The following is a 16,313-nucleotide window of genomic DNA, read 5'->3' as shown; positions in this document are numbered from 1 at the left end:
GGCGAATGGGGGCCAGGGCGAGCATTGACCAAGCGTTGCCCTGTGGGCAACTGACAAAATTACCAGTTGCCAAAAGCACTTGATGGCACTGCGGTGGCAGGGTGGGCAGAGGTGACGTATTCTTAACGCATCTGCCCCGGGGGGCGTTCCCCTCCTTTTTCCCTAATAACCCTCTTACCGGAGTTCGCCATCATGGCTGCTGCTTGGGTGCGCCTGTGCGCGTTTGTATTGATTGGGGTGTCCAGCGGCGCGACGCTGGCCAAAGACAAGACTGCGATCGTTGTCGGCGGCGGCCTGGCTGGCCTGACTGCCGCCTACGAGCTGCAAGGCAAGGGCTGGCAGGTCACCCTGCTGGAAGCCAAGTCGGGCATGGGTGGGCGTTCGGGCCTGGCCACCAGCGAGTGGATCGGCAACAGCAAGACCCAACCGGTGCTCAACCAGTACCTGGAACACTTCAAGGTCGGTACGTTGCCGGCGCCGGAGTTCGTCCGCACCCCCGGTTACCTGATCGACGGCGAGTACTTCAGCGCCGTCGACCTTACCGCCAAGCAGCCGGCCACCGCAGAGGCGCTCAAGCGCTACGAGAAGACCCTCGACGACCTGGCGCGTTCGATCGATGACCCGCTCAACCCGGCGGGTAACAGCACTTTGTTCGCCCTCGACCAGATGAATGTGTCCTCCTGGCTCGACAAGCTGCAACTGCCGGCGACCGCCCGGCAGTTGGTCAACCAGCAGATCCGCACCCGCTACGACGAACCGTCGCGCCTGTCGCTGCTGTACTTCGCCCAGCAGAACCGCGTCTATCGCAACATCAGCGACCGTGACCTGCGCGCCGCGCGCCTGCCGGGCGGTAGCCCGGTGCTGGCCCAGGCCTTCGTCAAGCAACTGAAGACCATCAAGACCAGCTCGCCGGTCACCTCCATCGTCCAGGACAAGGACGGGGTGACGGTCAAGGTCGGCAGCGTCGGCTACCAGGCCGACTATCTGGTGATGGCCGTGCCGCTGCGCGCCCTGGCCAAGATCCAGATGACTCCGGGCCTGGACAACCAGCACCTGGCTGCGCTCAAAGGCACCAACTACGGTTGGCGCGACCAACTGATGCTCAAGTTCAAGAACCCGGTCTGGGAAAGCCGCGCGCGCATGTCCGGCGAGATCTTCAGCAATGCCGGCCTGGGCATGCTGTGGATCGAACCGGCGCTCAAGGGCGGTGCCAATGTGGTGATCAACCTGTCCGGTGACAATGCGCGCCTGCTGCAGGCGTTCGGCGACAAGCAGATGGTCGACCAGGTGCTGATTCGCCTGCATGCCTTCTACCCGCAAGCCCGTGGCGCGTTCACCGGCTACGAAGTCCGCCGCTACAGCACCGATGCCGGTACCGGTGGCGCCTACCTGGCCTACGGCCCAGGCCAGATCAGCAAGTACTGGCGCCTGTGGGAGCGCCCGGTGCAGCGCATCACCTTTGCGGGTGAGCACACCGACGCGCTCTATCCCGGTACCCTGGAAGGCGCCCTACGCAGTGGCCAGCGTGCCGCCAGCCAGGTGCAGGATCTGGCGGCAGGCAAGTCGTTCGACCCCGTCAAGGCGGCGCCAGTGGCCGCCGCCGCTGCGGCGGGCGCTGTTGCAGCCAAGGACAAGGGTGGGTTCTTCTCCAACCTGTTCGGAGGCTCTTCGGACAAGGCACAACCAGCATCTGCCAAGGCCGAGCCGGTCAAGACCGAAGCCGCCGCGCAGGACAAGCCGGGCTTCTTCTCTCGTCTGTTCGGTGGTGGCGACAAGCCGCAAGCCAACGTTGCACCGGTCGCCAAGGCTGAAGAGCCTGCACCGGCGCCTGCCCCTGTCCAGGCACCTGCTTCGGCTGCCCCGGTGATCGAGGCCAAGGAAGAGCCTGTCAAACCGGCCGCCATCAAGCCGGCCCCGGCTAAAGCGGCCGCCAAGCCAGCGGCCAAGCAGGCTGCGCACAAGCCTGCGACCAAACCTGAGCCGGTGAAGAAGGCCACGGCCAAGTCCGAGCCTGTGAAAAAACCAGTGGTGAATAGCCAGGCCAACGCGAACTGATACCAGGTGCTTCGCCGGCAAGCCGGCTCCTACGTAGGAGCCGGCTTGCCGGCGAACTTTTGACGCCTCCGCCCTCCAGCATTGGCAGCCTCCCTCGCAACGACTATCGTTAATGTTTCCTTAATGGGAAGGTTGCAGACTAAATATCGTTTTTTTCGATTATCCGAAGCAATTTTTTCCGCTTTTCTTCGATACGTTACGCGCTAGTCTGTGCACAGCTTTCACGGGGAAATACGCCAACATGCAATTGCGCAACTCATCTTCTCGCTATGGCCTGGTCAGCATCGTCCTGCACTGGGGCGTGGCGTTGGCGGTCTTCGGCCTGTTCGGCCTGGGGCTGTGGATGGTCGGCCTGGATTACTACAGCCCCTGGCGCAAATCCGGCCCCGACCTGCACAAGAGCATTGGCCTGGTACTGTTGGCTGTCATGCTGCTGCGCGTGCTCTGGCGTTTCGTCAGCCCGCCGCCGCCAGCACCGGCCAACCACGGCAAGGTGACACGCCTGGCCGCCAAGCTCGGCCACCTGGCGCTGTACCTGGGGTTGTTCGCGGTGATGATCGCGGGCTACCTGATCTCCACCGCCGACGGCGTCGGCATACCGGTGTTCGACCTGTTCGAGGTGCCGGCCTTGGTCAGCGACCTGCCAGACCAGGCCGATACCGCCGGCGTGATCCACCTGTGGCTGGCGTGGGGGCTGGTGATCTTCGCCATCCTGCATGCACTGGCGGCATTCAAGCACCATTTCATCGACCGTGACGCGACCCTGACCCGTATGTTGGGGCGCAAAGCTTGACCCTCAACCTCAATTGCAATGGAAGGAACGTAAGGATGTTGAAAAAGACTTTTGCCGCCCTGGCGCTCGGTACCGCCCTGATTTCCGCCGGCCAGGCCATGGCTGCCGAGTACAAGATCGACAAGGAAGGCCAGCACGCGTTCGTCGACTGGAAGATCAGCCACCTGGGTTACAGCTTCATCCACGGCACCTTCAAGGATTTCGACGGTAACTTCACCTGGGACAGCGCCAAGCCAGAGGCCAGCAAGATCAGCGTCGACCTGAAGACTGCCAGCCTGTGGTCGAACCACGCCGAGCGTGACAAGCACATTGCCAGCAAAGACTTCCTGGATGTGAAAAAGTACCCGGAAGCCAAGTTCGTCTCCACCAGCGTCAAGCCGACTGGCGACAAGACCGCTGATGTGACTGGCGACCTGACCATGCACGGCGTGACCAAGCCGGTCACCTTCAAGGCTGTGTTCAATGGCGAAGGCAAGGACCCGTGGGGCGGCGAGCGTGCTGGCTTCAACGCCACCACCACCCTGAACCTGAACGACTTCGGCATCAAGGGGCCGGGCGCTACTTCGCAGACCCTGGACCTGGACATCAGCGTCGAAGGCGTGAAACAGAAGTAATCGGTTGCACCCACAAAAACGCCGCCCATTGGGCGGCGTTTTTGTTTATGTGCAGCACAGGTTCGCCGGCAAGCCGGCTCCTACGATGACCCGTGTAGGAGCCGGCTTGCCGGCGAACAGGCCTCAACCCTTGCGGGTCAACAGCGCCGGGCGCTCACCCCGTGGGCGGCTTGGCAGGTCGTCCAGTTGCTCGGGCGTCGGATAACGGTCGAGCTTGGATTCCTTGCGGATGATCACCGGCGTGTTCTGCGGCTCGCGCGGGTTGCGCACCGCCGGTTCCTGGCGCGCCGTGTCGTCGCGGCGGTTGCGGCCACCGTTGTTGTCGCGACGAGCACCGCCGTTACTACCACCGCCATTGCGGGTGCGTTTTTCGCCGGAGCCCTGGTTCTGGCCCTGACGCTGCTGGCCGTTGCCACGGCCTTGACCCTGACCCTGACCCTGACCACCGCCGCTACGCTGACCGTTGCCCTGACCCTGACCGGCATTGCCACCCGGGCGGCGGTTGCGGCCCTGGTTCTTGGCGTTCTGGTAGGGGCTGACGTAGTCGGCGCGGTTACCGAAATTGTCGACATCGTCGTCCAGGAACTCTTCCGGATCCCGGTTGGCCGGTGCCGGTTGGGCGGGTTTCTGGCCTTGGGCGGCTTGCTGCTGACGCGGCTTCTTGTCACGCGGCTTGCGTTGCTGGCCTTGCTGTTGCTTGTCGCCGGACTTTTCCTTGTCGGCCTGCTTCTCGGCGGCAGGCTTCTGCTTGCCTTTGTCCTTGCCCTTGTCCTTGCGCCCGCCACTGCCTTCCTTGCCGCCTTCGCCGCGAGGTTGCTGGTTGCGGCCACCGCGGCCGTTGTTCTGCTGGCGTTCGCGGACTTCCGGCTTCTCCGCCTCGACGGTCGAGGCGTCGAAGCCCATCAGATCGCCATCGGGGATCTTCTGCTTGGTGACGCGCTCGATGCTCTTGAGCAGCTTCTCTTCGTCCGGCGCGACCATCGAGATGGCCTCGCCCGAGCGACCGGCACGGCCGGTACGGCCAATGCGATGCACATAGTCTTCCTCGACGTTGGGCAGTTCGAAGTTGACTACGTGGGGCAACTGGTCGATGTCCAGGCCGCGGGCGGCGATATCGGTGGCGACCAGCACACGCACGGTGTTGGCCTTGAAGTCGGCCAGGGCTTTGGTGCGAGCGTTCTGGCTCTTGTTGCCGTGGATCGCGGCGGCGGTCAGGCCGTGCTTCTCCAGATATTCGGCCAGGCGGTTGGCGCCGTGCTTGGTGCGAGTGAACACCAGTACCTGTTCCCATGCACCCAGGGTGATCAGGTGCGCCAGCAGTGCACGCTTGTGGCTGGCCGGCAGGCGATAGACGCGCTGCTCGATACGCTCGACCGTGGTGTTCGGCGGCGTGACCTCGATACGCTCGGGGTTGTGCAGCAGCTTGTCGGCCAGGTCGGTGATGTCTTTGGAGAAGGTGGCCGAGAACAGCAGGTTCTGGCGCTTGGCAGGCAGGCGCGCGAGCACTTTTTTCACATCGTGGATGAAGCCCATGTCGAGCATGCGGTCGGCTTCGTCCAGGACCAGGATCTCCACGCGGGAGAGGTCGACGCTGCCTTGGCCGGCCAGGTCGAGCAGACGGCCTGGGCAGGCGACCAGCACGTCGACGCCCTTGGCCATGGCCTGGACCTGCGGGTTCATGCCGACGCCGCCGAAGATGCAGGCGCTGATGAAATTCAGGTCGCGGGCATAGACCTTGAAGCTGTCATGCACCTGGGCAGCCAGCTCGCGGGTGGGCGTGAGCACCAGCACACGCGGTTGGCGCGGGCCATGGCGTTGCGACTTGTCGGGGTGGCCACCCGGGAACAGGCGCTCGAGAATGGGGAGCGCGAAGCCGCCGGTTTTACCAGTACCTGTCTGGGCGGCAACCATCAGGTCGCGGCCTTGCAACACGGCGGGAATGGCCCGCTGTTGCACCGGAGTGGGCTGGGTGTAGCCCGCAGCCTCGATAGCGCGGACAAGAGCCTCGGAGAGACCGAGGGAAGCAAAGGACATGGGCAATCCTGTTCTCGTGGGGGCTGGGCCCGATGGGGTGTTCTGCCTGGCGCGACGGGCATCGGAGGGATGCGATCGCGTCCGGTCCAGCTGGGCTTTCACGGTGCATCCGGGAAACGGTTGGCGGGCATCTTCTATATGCTGCCGTCGCTTGGGATGCCTGTGGTGAGGCCGAGCGTCCGGGCGTGAGCCGGGCGGGAAGGCCCGAGTATAACAGAGCAATCAGCGCGTGCTGCGTTCCTGCTGCTCAACGGTGACAGGAAAATTACCGAGGTTGTCGTAGCGCAGTGTGATGGCGGCATAAGCCGGCTCTTGCTTGAAGCGCCGCAGTTCATCCGAGAAGGCTTTGGCCAGTTGCTCCCGGCCGGGTTTGCGCGCCAACCCCAGGTACTGCTGACGGCGGCTGATTACCATGGGCAGGGCCTCGACCGTCTGCTCCAGGCCGAGCTGTCGGCTCAGGAAACGACCGACCCGGCGATCGGTCACCAGCAGGTCGATGCGCCCCAGCGCCAGCTTGCCGAAATTGGCCTCCTGAGTCGGGGCCGATTCGCGGCGAAACAGCGCTGAATTGTCGAAGGCATCACCATAGTTGTAGCCCGGTGAAGTCCCTACGGTCAGGCCGGCGAGGTCTTCAGGGTGCTCAATGGCGTGGCGCCGGGCGCGGGCCTGATACAGGACGAACTCGACCTCTGACATGGGCTCGTCCGGATAGATCAGGAAGCCCTGGCGCGATTCAACCCGAAAAGTATCCATCACGCCGTCAGCCAGCCCTTGCTGGATCATCGCCATGCAGCGCTTCCAGGGCAGGAATTCCCACTCCACCTCGACACCAAGGCGTTTGAGCACCTCGTTGGTGACTTCGTAGTCGATGCCTTTGGCCTGGGAATTCTCCTGATAGAGGTAGGGAGCCCAGTCATCACTGACGATACGCAGCCGCTCGCTGTGCGCCTGGGGGCTCAAGCCTATGAGCAGTAGAAGGCCAGCAGGGCGCAGGAGTGAGAGCAGGGCGCGTGTCAGGGACAAGTTCGGTATCCCTGCGGTGGCGTGCCCGGCATGTCGATCAGGCCTGTTGCTGCTTGAACAGATGGGTTTCTATGGCCTGCTGGTGTTTGCCAAGCGCCAGGCGCAGCCCGGGTTGGCGCAGGCATTGGCGCAACTGCGCCGCATCCACCTGGCCATGACGCTGGCAGAGGTTCTCGAGGGCCTTGTCCCACCAGGCCGACGCGCAGGCGCGGTCGAACTCGTTTTCGTAGGGGTAGCAGCCGTACAGCAACTCCCGGGCAAACTGCCGCTGGTTGTTTGGCAGGGTGAGGCTCAGAGCCTTGTAGCCCAGGCGCTGTAGCCTGGGGGGGCGAGGCAGTTGGTCATTGACCAGGCTGACATCGGCAAGCGCCGCGGCGCTCAGCGGTGCGTCACCGTGCTTGCGCAACCAGGCCTGGATCTTGGCGCGGAACTGGGCCTTGCGGCTCCAGTAGTGGTGGATCACATCGGTGCAGGCGTTGACCTGCAGTGTGCGATAGGCCGCTACTGCCAGGCAGAACTCTTCGAGGGTGTAGGCTTTCTGGGCGAGCAGGTAGAACTCGTCCATCATGGCTATGGAGTGATCCAGTATCGAGGCGTCCTCTTTTGCAAGGCCGATCACACCGGAGTTGAGCAGTGGCATCTGGCAGTCGGCCAGGTTGCGGGCCTCAAGCGTTGACAGCAGGCTCTTGTACAGCAGGCATTCGGGGTGCTCGCCATAACGCCCGGCGATGGCGTTGCACAGCAGGCTGCCGGGGGCGACCCGCCGAAATAGTTGCATGGGGGATGTGCGGAAGAATGTGTCGGTGTCGATGAGCACGGCCAGCGGGTGGTGCTCGAGGACCTGGCGCAGCAGCACATGCTTGCTGCGAAAATGATAGCCGTGGGGCTGATTCCAGGCGCTTCGCGTGGCTTCGTCGAGCAGGTGCAGGGCCACGGGCAGCTTGCCATAGGGCGCGGGGTCGTCGGTGTAGACCTGGATGTCCATGGATTCGCCCGGCTGTAGATGGGCCAGGGCGCTGACAATGCTGAAGCAAGCTTCCTGGTGGTAGGTGGCCGCACCAAATGCCAGGTAGACGAGTTGGGGAGTGGTGGTTTGAGGGTGCTGCATGCTGGCCGTTAACCTATTGCGAGGCAAATGTGAAGAAGGCTTTAGCCTAAGCCAAAGCCTTCTTCATAGCTCGAAATAATTATTACCGGGATATACCTTCAGCGCGGCAGCTTTAAGTTGTTCCAGATAGCCAGGCTCGGCTCGGCCTGGTTGAGTGTGTAGAAGTGCAGGCCAGGTGCGCCACCTTGCAGCAATTGCTCGCTCATGCGGGTGATCACTTCTTCGCCGAAGGCCTGGATGCTGGCGGTGTCGTCGCCATAGGCTTCCAGCTGCTTGCGGATCCAGCGTGGGATCTCGGCGCCGCAGGCGTCGGAGAAACGCGCCAGCTTGCTGTAGTTGGTGATCGGCATGATGCCGGGCACCACCGGGATGTCCACGCCCAGCTTCTGCACGCGCTCGACGAAGTAGAAGTAGCTCTCGGCGTTGAAGAAGTACTGGGTGATGGCGCTGTCTGCACCGGCCTTGACCTTGTGCGCGAAGTTGGCCAGGTCCACTTCGAAGTTGCGCGCCTGGGGGTGCATCTCCGGGTAGGCGGCGACTTCCAGGTGGAAGTGGTCGCCAGTTTCCTGGCGGATGAACTCGACCAGGTCGCTGGCGTAGCGCAGCTCGCCGCTGGCCATGCCCATGCCGGACGGCAGGTCGCCGCGCAGGGCGACGATGCGCTTGATGCCGGCGGCCTTGTACTCGGCGAGCAGGGCGCGCAGGTCGTCCTTGCTGTCACCCACGCACGACAGGTGCGGGGCCGCGGGGACCTTCACTTCGCTCTCCAGCTGCAGCACGGTGTTGAGCGTGCGGTCGCGGGTAGAACCGCCGGCACCGTAGGTGCAGGAGAAGAAGTCCGGGTTGTAGCTGGCCAGTTGGCGGGCGACGCCCATCAGCTTTTCATGGCCGGCGTCGGTCTTGGTGGGGAAGAACTCGAAACTGTAGCGGCGTTCTTGTGACATCTCTCGTTCCTTCGGCGGCACACCTGGGGCGGCTACCTGCAAATAAAAGCCAGGACGGTTGGGGCCGGCCTGGCTCGGACATCGGTTCGAAGCGTTGCCAGCCAGCGCCGGGCATATCGCCTGGCGCTGGCGCGAGCCCTTAGTAGCGGTAGGCGTGCGGCTTGAACGGACCTTCGACGGTCACGCCGATGTATTCGGCCTGTTGCGGGGTCAGTTGGGTGACCACGCCACCGAAGCCGCGGACCATTTCCAGGGCCACTTCTTCGTCCAGCTTCTTCGGCAGCACTTCCACGGTCAGGCGCTCGGCTTTCTTCGCGGCTGGCAGTTCGGCGAACTTCTGCTCGAACAGGAAGATCTGCGCCAGGACCTGGTTGGCGAACGAGCCGTCCATGATGCGGCTTGGGTGGCCGGTGGCGTTGCCCAGGTTCACCAGGCGGCCTTCGGCCAGCAGGATCAGGTAGTCGTCGTTCTGCGGATCGAACGTGCCGGCGCCGGTGCGGTGGATCTTGTGCACCTGTGGCTTAACCTCTTCCCACGCCCAGTTCTTGCGCATGAAGGCGGTGTCGATCTCGTTGTCGAAGTGGCCGATGTTGCAGACCACGGCGCGCTTCTTCAGGGCCTTGAGCATGTTGGCGTCGCAGACGTTGACGTTACCGGTGGTGGTGACGATCAGGTCGATGCGGCCCAGCAGCTCTTTGTTGATGCCGGCTTCGGTACCGGTGTTGATGCCGTCCTTGAACGGCGAGACGACTTCGAAGCCGTCCATGCAGGCTTGCATGGCGCAGATCGGGTCGACTTCGGTGACCTTGACGATCATGCCTTCCTGGCGCAGGGACTGGGCCGAGCCCTTGCCCACGTCGCCGTAGCCGATCACCAGGGCCTGCTTGCCCGACAGCAGGTGGTCGGTGCCGCGCTTGATAGCGTCGTTCAGGCTGTGACGGCAGCCGTACTTGTTGTCGTTCTTGCTCTTGGTGACCGAGTCGTTGACGTTGATCGCCGGGACTTTCAGTTCGCCCTTGGCCAGCATGTCCAGCAGGCGGTGCACGCCGGTGGTGGTTTCTTCGGTCACGCCGTGGATCTTGTCCAGCATGGCCGGGTATTTCTTGTGCAAGATTTCGGTGAGGTCGCCACCGTCGTCCAGGACCATGTTGGCGTCCCAAGGCTGACCGTCCTTGAGGATGGTCTGCTCGATGCACCACTCGTATTCCTGCTCGGTTTCACCTTTCCAGGCGAACACAGGGATGCCGGCGGCGGCGATGGCGGCGGCGGCCTGGTCTTGAGTGGAGAAGATGTTGCACGACGACCAGCGTACTTCAGCGCCCAGGGCGACCAGGGTCTCGATCAGCACGGCGGTCTGGATGGTCATGTGGATGCAGCCAATGATCTTCGCGCCCTTGAGTGGTTGCTCGGCTTGGTACTTGCGGCGCAGGCCCATCAGCGCGGGCATTTCCGATTCGGCGATGATGACTTCTTTGCGGCCCCAGTCGGCCAGGGAGATGTCGGCGACCTTGAAGTCGGAAAAACCTGCAGGCGTGTTTACAGCGCTCATTGAGAGCCTCCATTCGTAGTGTGCGAATGGGCGCCGTTGTGCGTTGAGCGTCCGCTGTACGGACAACGCCCCAACCGAGCCTGACAGGACGAACCTGCTGCAGCGCCCCTCGGATGGGTGGCGGGAACGGTGGCCGCAGGGGCCACCGTCGAAAGTGCCGGGCGATTATAGCGGGGCTTTTGGTGCATCCCAAGGGCTAAACAGCAAAGACGGGCTCACTGGGTGCGGCCGTTGGTCCGCAATGCAAGGCGCAGGGTGAAATGGGCCAGGGGTTCGCAGCCCTGGGCGAGCACCATCACCTGCCAGGCCAGCCTGAACTCGCCCGGCGCGTCGCAGCGGATATGCCAGTGATAGGTGTCGACCTGGCGGCTTGTCGGCTGCAGCGGTGCCGAGGCATCGGGGAGGGCCAGGTGCAGGTTGCGCTGTTCGATTAGCGCTATGTCCAGCGGCGGTTCGCTGGTTGGGCTGTGGCTGAACAGCATCTCCTCGCCGAGCAGTGCCACCGGCACCATATGCAAGAGCAAGGTGTCCCCGGCCTCGACGAGCAACTCCGGTGTGCCGAGAAGCAGTGTTTCGTCTGTCGCCGGGCGCGAGTGCAAAATGCAGAAATGGCGGGGGGCGAGGTCGGCAGGAGAGGCAGGGTCGCTGGGTAGTTGCTCGAAGGCTGCGAGCAGCCCGTGGGTGTCGACAATTATCAGCGCGTGATGTGCGGGATTCTCCGTGGTCATGATGCGCTCCTTCCGTGAGCACCAATGAGGGATCCGATAATGGCACGCACCGCCGGCCCAAGGCTCGGCGGTGCGTGGCGTGGATCAGTTGGTGATGGTGATGAACGGATCCCATTCGAAGTAGCCACAGCACTTGCAATCACGGTCGATGATCATGAACTTGAAGTGATAGGTAACCTTGCCTTGCGCGAGCAGGTCGCCGCGCCAGTAGTAGTTTTCGTTGACCTGGCAGGTTGGCACGGTCTTGTTGTTGGCGTTTGGTACTGCGGTCTGCACCTTGGCCTTGAGCGCGCGCGGATCCTCCAGCAGTTGATGGTTCGGATCGTCCGATACGAACCCATAGAGGATCACCGACTGCTCGAAGCCGAACGAGATGCTCTGCTCGCGCCAGCGGACCACATCGCCTACCCGGCCCTTCAGGTGCAGTTCACCACCGGCCTGGCCGGAGATGACGTTGTCCTGGTAGGTGACCATGTAGATGTGTTCCGGCTGGATGAACGTGGGCTTGTTCGGGTCCTTGCTCGCGTTGGGGAACTTCTTGAGGATGGTTTCGGTGTCGAAGTTGATGCTGACATCAATGATTCTGGACATAGTGGATTCCCTTTCACTGATTTCGAGTAGGTCAATGGTGAGCCTCAGTCGCTCTCCACTGGCACTGCCCGGAGCCTCGCTTCCTGCGAATGCCGGTTCTGCCGCGCTGTCTGCCAAGTTCCGGTTGTCCGACCACCTGGAGTGATCTGTGGATCACAGGTTCAGGCTAGAACTGTGGGGGTGGGTGTCAAACCGCCTTGCGCGGATACTGACCAATGGTCGTAGGGCGTGAACATGTTCGACGTTAGTCAATGGGACTACCATGTAGGGCGTGGCTGGGCCGGCTGATCCGCCGCCCGCCACTTGACGTTCATGAGGCCACCGGCCAGGAGTACAGATGAACTTTCACACCCGCAAATGGGTAAAACCCGAAGACCTCAACCCCAATGGCACGTTGTTCGGCGGCAGCCTGCTGCGCTGGATCGACGAAGAGGCGGCGATCTATGCCATCGTCCAGCTGGGCAACCAGCGCGTGGTGACCAAGTACATTTCCGAGATCAACTTCGTCAGCGCCTCGCGCCAGGGCGACATCATCGAGCTGGGCATTACCGCCACCGAGTTCGGTCGCACCTCCATCACGCTCAAGTGCGAAGTGCGCAACAAGATCACCCGCAAGGCGATCCTGACGGTGGACAAGATGGTCTTCGTCAACCTGGGCGAGGATGGCCAGCCGGCACCGCACGGGCGCACTGAGATCAAGTACATCCAGGACCAGTTCCCGGACAGCGCCGTCGAGTAAGCGCCACAAGTAGGGTAGGAGCCAGCCTTGCTGGCGAACCCCAAGCACCGCTGTGCCGGTGTTCGCCGGCAAGGCCGGCTCCTACGCCGCGCGTCATTCGGCCGGTTGGCTCACCTTGCGCACCACCTTGCCAATCGACAACCCCTGCACCAGGATCGACGACAGCACCACGATGTAGGTGATCGACAGCAGCAGGTCACGCTCATCGCCTTGCGGCAACGACAGCGCCAGGGCCACCGACACGCCGCCACGCAGGCCACCCCAGGTCAGCACGCGAATGGTGCCTTGCGGCACGCTCCGCCAGCGGCGCAGCAAGACGATGGCCGGGGCCACGGTCAGCAGGCGCGACGCCAGCACCGCCACCGCCAACACGCCACCGGCCGCCAGGTGCAGCCAGTTGAACGGCAACAGCAACAGTTCCAGGCCGATCAGCGCGAACAGCAGGGCGTTGAGCATGTCGTCGATCAACTCCCAGAAACCGTCCATGTAGCGGCGGGTCATGTCGTTCATCGCCAGGTTGCGCCCCAGGTTGCCGATGATCAGGCCGGCCACCACCATGGCGATCGGTGCCGAGACATGCAGCTCGTAGCACATCGCCGAACCACCGATGACCAGCGCCAGGGTCAACATGACCTCCACCTGGTACTGCTCGACGCTCTTGATCATGCGGTAGGTGGCATAGCCGACCAGGCCGCCGAAGACGATGCCACCGATGGCCTCGCGGGCGAACAGGGTGGCGGTGTCGGCGACGCTCGGGGTTTCACCCAGCTGGATGATGCCCAGCAGCACGGTGAACACCACCACCGCGGTGCCGTCGTTGAACAGTGACTCGCCGACGATGGTGGTCTTCAGCGGTTTCGAGGCGTTGGCGGTACGCAGGGCGCCCAGCACGGCGATCGGGTCGGTCGGCGAGATCAGCGCGCCGAACAGCAGGCAGTAGATCAGTGGCACGTTCCAGCCGAACAGGGCGAACACCCAGTGCGCCAGGTAGCCGATCACCACGGTGGCGATCAGCACGCCCAGCGTGGCCAGCAGGCCGATCGGCCAGCGGTAGCTGCGCAAGTCGGCGAGGTTGACGTGCAGGGCGCCGGCAAACAGCAGGAACGACAGCATCCAATGCATCAACAGGTCATTGAAGTCGATCTGGTTCATCAAGCCTTCGACGCGCTCCTCCAGGCCGGGGAAACCGATCAGGCTCAGGCCCTGGAGTAGCAGGGAAAACAGCAGTGCGGTGACCATCACGCCGATGGCCGGCGGCAGGCCGATGAAGCGGTAGTTCACATAAGTGAGGAGGGTGGTGAGGCAGATAAACGCGGCAACTAATTCAAGCATCCCGAATCCTGTGACAGTGGCTTCCAAGTCGTTACCCGAATTGCCCGGGCAGTTCTTTGATGATCTGGCGACAGGCTCGGGACACACCCTATGACCGGATTTATCGAAATCGTTCCCGCTCCCCTTGTAGGCGCCGGCTTGCCGGCGAACCAGCGGGCACGCTATATAGTGGTCGCCTCTAACGGCCCCAAGGATCCGCAGGCGTGTTGGCAACCTCTCTGGTACTGGTCGCGGCCCTGCTGCACGCCACCTGGAACACCCTGATCAAATTCAGCGCCGAACGCCTACTGGTGATCGCCAGCATGGATCTGGTCGCGCTGGTCTTCGCGGTCCTGGCCGTGGCCTTCGTCGACTTTCCACCGGCCAGCATCTGGCCCTGGCTGCTGGCTTCGGCGCTCGCCGAACAGCTGTATCGCTACCTGTTGATAAAAGCCTACAAAGTGGGCGACCTGGGTCTGGTCTATCCGCTGATGCGCGGCCTGTCGCCATTGGTGGTGCTGGGGCTGACCCTGACCTTTGCCGGTGAGTCGCTGAGCCAGCAACAGATCATCGGCATCCTGCTGATCCCGTGTGGCATGGCATGTTTGCTGTGGCAAGGCGGTGGCGGTGATCGCCTGCCCTGGTCGATGCTGCCGGTGGTGGCGCTGATCGGCCTGTGCATCGGCTGCTACACGTGGTTCGATGGTCAGGCCGTGCGTTTGTGGGGCAAGCCATTGGACTACCTGGTATGGCTGACCCTGCTCAGTGCCTGGCCGTTTCCGCTGCTGGCCGGCGTCGCCCGCCGCCCCCAGTTCGCGCTGTTCTGGCGCACCCAGTGGCGGCTGGGGCTGGCCGTGGGACTGTGCGTGCTGCTGAGCTACGCTCTGGTGCTGTGGGCCATGCACCTGGGCTCGGTGGCCGAGGCGGCGGCGCTGCGCGAGTTGAGCGTGATCCTCGTGGTGCTGCTGGGCATGCGCTACCTCAAAGAACCTTTTGGCGGGCCGAGACTCCTAGCTTGCGGGCTGGTGCTGGCAGGCATGCTAGTGATGAAGCTCTGAACCTATCCCTGTGAACAAGGAGTCCTGTGCATGACCGTAGCCCTGTGGTGCATCCTGATCGCGCTGGTCCTGCCGCCGCTCTGTGCATTGATTGCCAAGGTGAGCAGCGGCCGCTTCGGGCTGAAGGACAATCATGATCCGCGCGCATTCCTCGACCAACTGGCAGGCCTGCCGCGGCGTGCCCATGCCGCGCAGCAGAACGGCTACGAGGCGTTTCCGGCGTTTGCCGCGGCGGTACTGGTGGCCGATATCGTTGGTAACGCCGAACAGGTGACCCAGGATGTGCTGGCGGTGTTGTACATCACCAGCCGGTTGCTCTACATCATCTGCTACCTGGCGGACTGGGCGGCGTTGCGCTCGCTGGTGTGGTTTGCCGGGCTGGCGTTGATCGTGTCGTTCTTTGTGGTGTCGATCTAGTATCGCGTCGCCTTCTTCGCCGGCAAAGCCGGCTCCTACAGGTACGGCGGCGCCCCTGGGGGCCGCCATCCTGTGACAGCAGCCGATTCAGGGGGCTTTGGGTACGTCCGGCAGTGGCTTGCCCTTGGGCCACAGCATCCAGATCTGCCCCTGCTGTTTCATGTTGCCAGCTAGCTCACCGGCCGCAGGCCCTGTGCCCCAGAACAGGTCCGCACGTACCTCGCCGGTAATGGCGCCACCGGTATCCTGCGCGCCTACCGGGCGCACCACCGGCGAGCCGTCGGGGCGTGTGGTGGAGAGCCATAGCAGGCTGCCCAGTGGAATCACCTTGCGATCAATGGCCACGCTGTAACCCGCGGTCAACGGCACGTTGAGCGACCCGCGCGGGCCTTCGTTGCTGTCCGGGCGGGTGCCGAAGAACACATAGCTGGGGTTGCTGGCCAGCAGCTCAGGCACTCGCTGCGGGTTGGCCTGGGCCCAGGCGTGGATGGCGCCCATGCTCACGTCCTCTTTGCTCAGCTGGCCCTGCTCGATCAGCCAGCGGCCGATCGGCCGATAGGGGTGGCCGTTCTGGTCGGCGTAGCCCAGACGCAATTGCCGGCCACTTTCCAGCTGGACGCGCCCCGAGCCCTGGATCTGCAGGAACTGCAGGTCCATCGGGTCGGTCAGCCAGGCCAGCACGGGGGCTTTGGCGCCCTCGCGGTTGATCACCTCGGCGGTGTCGTAGGGCTTGAGCACTCGGCCTTCAAGGCGCCCGCGCAGGCGCTTGCCCTTGAGTTCGGGGTACACGCTGGCCAGGTCGACCACGATCATGTCCTCGGGGACGCCATACACCGGTACCTGAGCGGCTTCGGTGCGCGTCAGGCTGCCGGGGTAGACCGGTTCGTAGTAGCCAGTGATCAGGCCGTTGGCATTGTTCTCGGCCGAGCGCAAGCCGTGGACCTGCAGGTTCTGCTGCAGGAAGGCACGTACCTGGGCAGGGTCTGCCGCGACGCCGGTGGCAGCCGTGCAGGTTTCGGCCCAGACCGGGTCGCGGGTGAGTTTCTCGCAGCCATTGCGCCAGGCCTGGAAACCGGCCAGCAGATCGTTGTCGCTGACGGTGGGTAGGTCTTGCCAGGTGGCGTTGGCGTAGGTGGCGATGGCATGGGGTTCGGGCTTGGCGTTCTCGCCGCCATTGCAGCCGACCAGGAGGGTCAGGGCCGGAAATGCCCAGATCAGATGGCGCATTACAGATGTCATGAATGTGATCCTGATGCGGGCGAAGATGAAAATTCGCCCCTGTTTTCTGTGTGGCTATTGGTCTTTGCCCGACAGGCGGTGATACTGGCCACCCGTTTTGCCAGGCCGAA

General features: G+C 63.4%; 14 protein-coding genes, 2 pseudogenes and 1 riboswitch. Of the genes and pseudogenes, 7 read left to right on the top strand and 9 right to left on the bottom strand.

Features of this window, described 5'->3' with window-relative positions; all coding sequences use genetic code 11:
• Nucleotides 1-192 precede the first annotated feature (192 nt).
• The 4 genes and pseudogenes from IM733_RS17125 to IM733_RS17115 all read left to right on the top strand — a co-directional run.
• Nucleotides 193-1,530, top strand: a pseudogene (locus tag IM733_RS17125) (flavin monoamine oxidase family protein); the annotation flags it as partial.
• 198 nt (nucleotides 1,531-1,728) lie between these two features.
• Nucleotides 1,729-1,827 (top strand): annotated as a pseudogene (locus IM733_RS25765) (hypothetical protein); the annotation flags it as partial.
• 469 nt (nucleotides 1,828-2,296) lie between these two features.
• On the top strand, nucleotides 2,297-2,848 hold the full coding sequence (locus IM733_RS17120) for a cytochrome b (RefSeq protein WP_248917728.1): 552 nt from the start codon (nucleotides 2,297-2,299) through the stop codon (nucleotides 2,846-2,848).
• Nucleotides 2,849-2,883: 35 nt separating this feature from the next.
• Nucleotides 2,884-3,462, top strand: a complete 579-nt coding sequence (locus IM733_RS17115) for a YceI family protein (protein WP_248917727.1) — start codon at nucleotides 2,884-2,886, stop codon at nucleotides 3,460-3,462.
• Nucleotides 3,463-3,585: 123 nt separating this feature from the next.
• Here IM733_RS17115 and IM733_RS17110 read toward each other — a convergent pair whose 3' ends face one another.
• From IM733_RS17110 to IM733_RS17080, 7 genes are all read right to left on the bottom strand, one after another.
• Nucleotides 3,586-5,496 carry a DEAD/DEAH box helicase gene (locus IM733_RS17110; protein WP_248917726.1) on the bottom strand — a complete coding sequence of 637 codons (1,911 nt, stop codon included), beginning with the start codon at nucleotides 5,494-5,496 and terminating at the stop codon, nucleotides 3,586-3,588.
• A gap of 222 nt (nucleotides 5,497-5,718) precedes the next feature.
• The gene (locus IM733_RS17105) at nucleotides 5,719-6,519 is read right to left on the bottom strand and encodes a substrate-binding periplasmic protein (RefSeq protein ID WP_248917725.1); all 801 of its coding nucleotides are present in this window, start codon (nucleotides 6,517-6,519) and stop codon (nucleotides 5,719-5,721) included.
• Nucleotides 6,520-6,556: 37 nt separating this feature from the next.
• Nucleotides 6,557-7,627: a hypothetical protein gene (locus tag IM733_RS17100; RefSeq protein WP_248917724.1), complete on the bottom strand. Its 1,071-nt coding sequence runs from the start codon at nucleotides 7,625-7,627 to the stop codon at nucleotides 6,557-6,559.
• A gap of 98 nt (nucleotides 7,628-7,725) precedes the next feature.
• On the bottom strand, nucleotides 7,726-8,571 hold the full coding sequence (gene metF / locus IM733_RS17095) for a methylenetetrahydrofolate reductase [NAD(P)H] (RefSeq protein ID WP_248917723.1): 846 nt from the start codon (nucleotides 8,569-8,571) through the stop codon (nucleotides 7,726-7,728).
• Between the two features lie 139 nt (nucleotides 8,572-8,710).
• The gene (gene ahcY, locus IM733_RS17090) at nucleotides 8,711-10,120 is read right to left on the bottom strand and encodes an adenosylhomocysteinase (protein ID WP_248917722.1); all 1,410 of its coding nucleotides are present in this window, start codon (nucleotides 10,118-10,120) and stop codon (nucleotides 8,711-8,713) included.
• Between the two features lie 21 nt (nucleotides 10,121-10,141).
• Nucleotides 10,142-10,237: riboswitch (S-adenosyl-L-homocysteine riboswitch) on the bottom strand.
• Between the two features lie 98 nt (nucleotides 10,238-10,335).
• Complete coding sequence (locus IM733_RS17085) at nucleotides 10,336-10,848, bottom strand: hypothetical protein (protein ID WP_248917721.1); 513 nt, start codon at nucleotides 10,846-10,848, stop codon at nucleotides 10,336-10,338.
• Nucleotides 10,849-10,932: 84 nt separating this feature from the next.
• The gene (locus IM733_RS17080; RefSeq protein ID WP_240066979.1) at nucleotides 10,933-11,439 is read right to left on the bottom strand and encodes an inclusion body family protein; all 507 of its coding nucleotides are present in this window, start codon (nucleotides 11,437-11,439) and stop codon (nucleotides 10,933-10,935) included.
• Nucleotides 11,440-11,776: 337 nt separating this feature from the next.
• Here IM733_RS17080 and IM733_RS17075 point away from each other — a divergent pair, with 337 nt between their 5' ends.
• Entirely contained in the window at nucleotides 11,777-12,178 is a 402-nt protein-coding gene (locus IM733_RS17075; protein WP_050707228.1) for an acyl-CoA thioesterase, read from the top strand.
• Between the two features lie 93 nt (nucleotides 12,179-12,271).
• Here IM733_RS17075 and IM733_RS17070 read toward each other — a convergent pair whose 3' ends face one another.
• A complete protein-coding gene (locus IM733_RS17070; protein WP_248917720.1) occupies nucleotides 12,272-13,510 on the bottom strand; it encodes a cation:proton antiporter in 1,239 nt (412 codons plus the stop codon).
• Between the two features lie 203 nt (nucleotides 13,511-13,713).
• Here IM733_RS17070 and IM733_RS17065 point away from each other — a divergent pair, with 203 nt between their 5' ends.
• Entirely contained in the window at nucleotides 13,714-14,547 is an 834-nt protein-coding gene (locus IM733_RS17065) for a DMT family transporter (RefSeq protein ID WP_248917719.1), read from the top strand.
• Between the two features lie 30 nt (nucleotides 14,548-14,577).
• The gene (locus tag IM733_RS17060) at nucleotides 14,578-14,964 is read left to right on the top strand and encodes an MAPEG family protein (protein ID WP_248917718.1); all 387 of its coding nucleotides are present in this window, start codon (nucleotides 14,578-14,580) and stop codon (nucleotides 14,962-14,964) included.
• Between the two features lie 87 nt (nucleotides 14,965-15,051).
• Here the strand turns inward: IM733_RS17060 and mltA are convergent, their stop codons facing one another.
• Nucleotides 15,052-16,203: a murein transglycosylase A gene (gene mltA, locus IM733_RS17055; RefSeq protein ID WP_248917717.1), complete on the bottom strand. Its 1,152-nt coding sequence runs from the start codon at nucleotides 16,201-16,203 to the stop codon at nucleotides 15,052-15,054.
• Nucleotides 16,204-16,313 lie beyond the last annotated feature (110 nt).

Source organism: Pseudomonas entomophila (genome assembly GCF_023277925.1).
In the GTDB taxonomy this organism is placed as follows: domain Bacteria; phylum Pseudomonadota; class Gammaproteobacteria; order Pseudomonadales; family Pseudomonadaceae; genus Aquipseudomonas; species Aquipseudomonas entomophila_D.
This window is presented reverse-complemented; position numbering and strand designations above follow the sequence as displayed.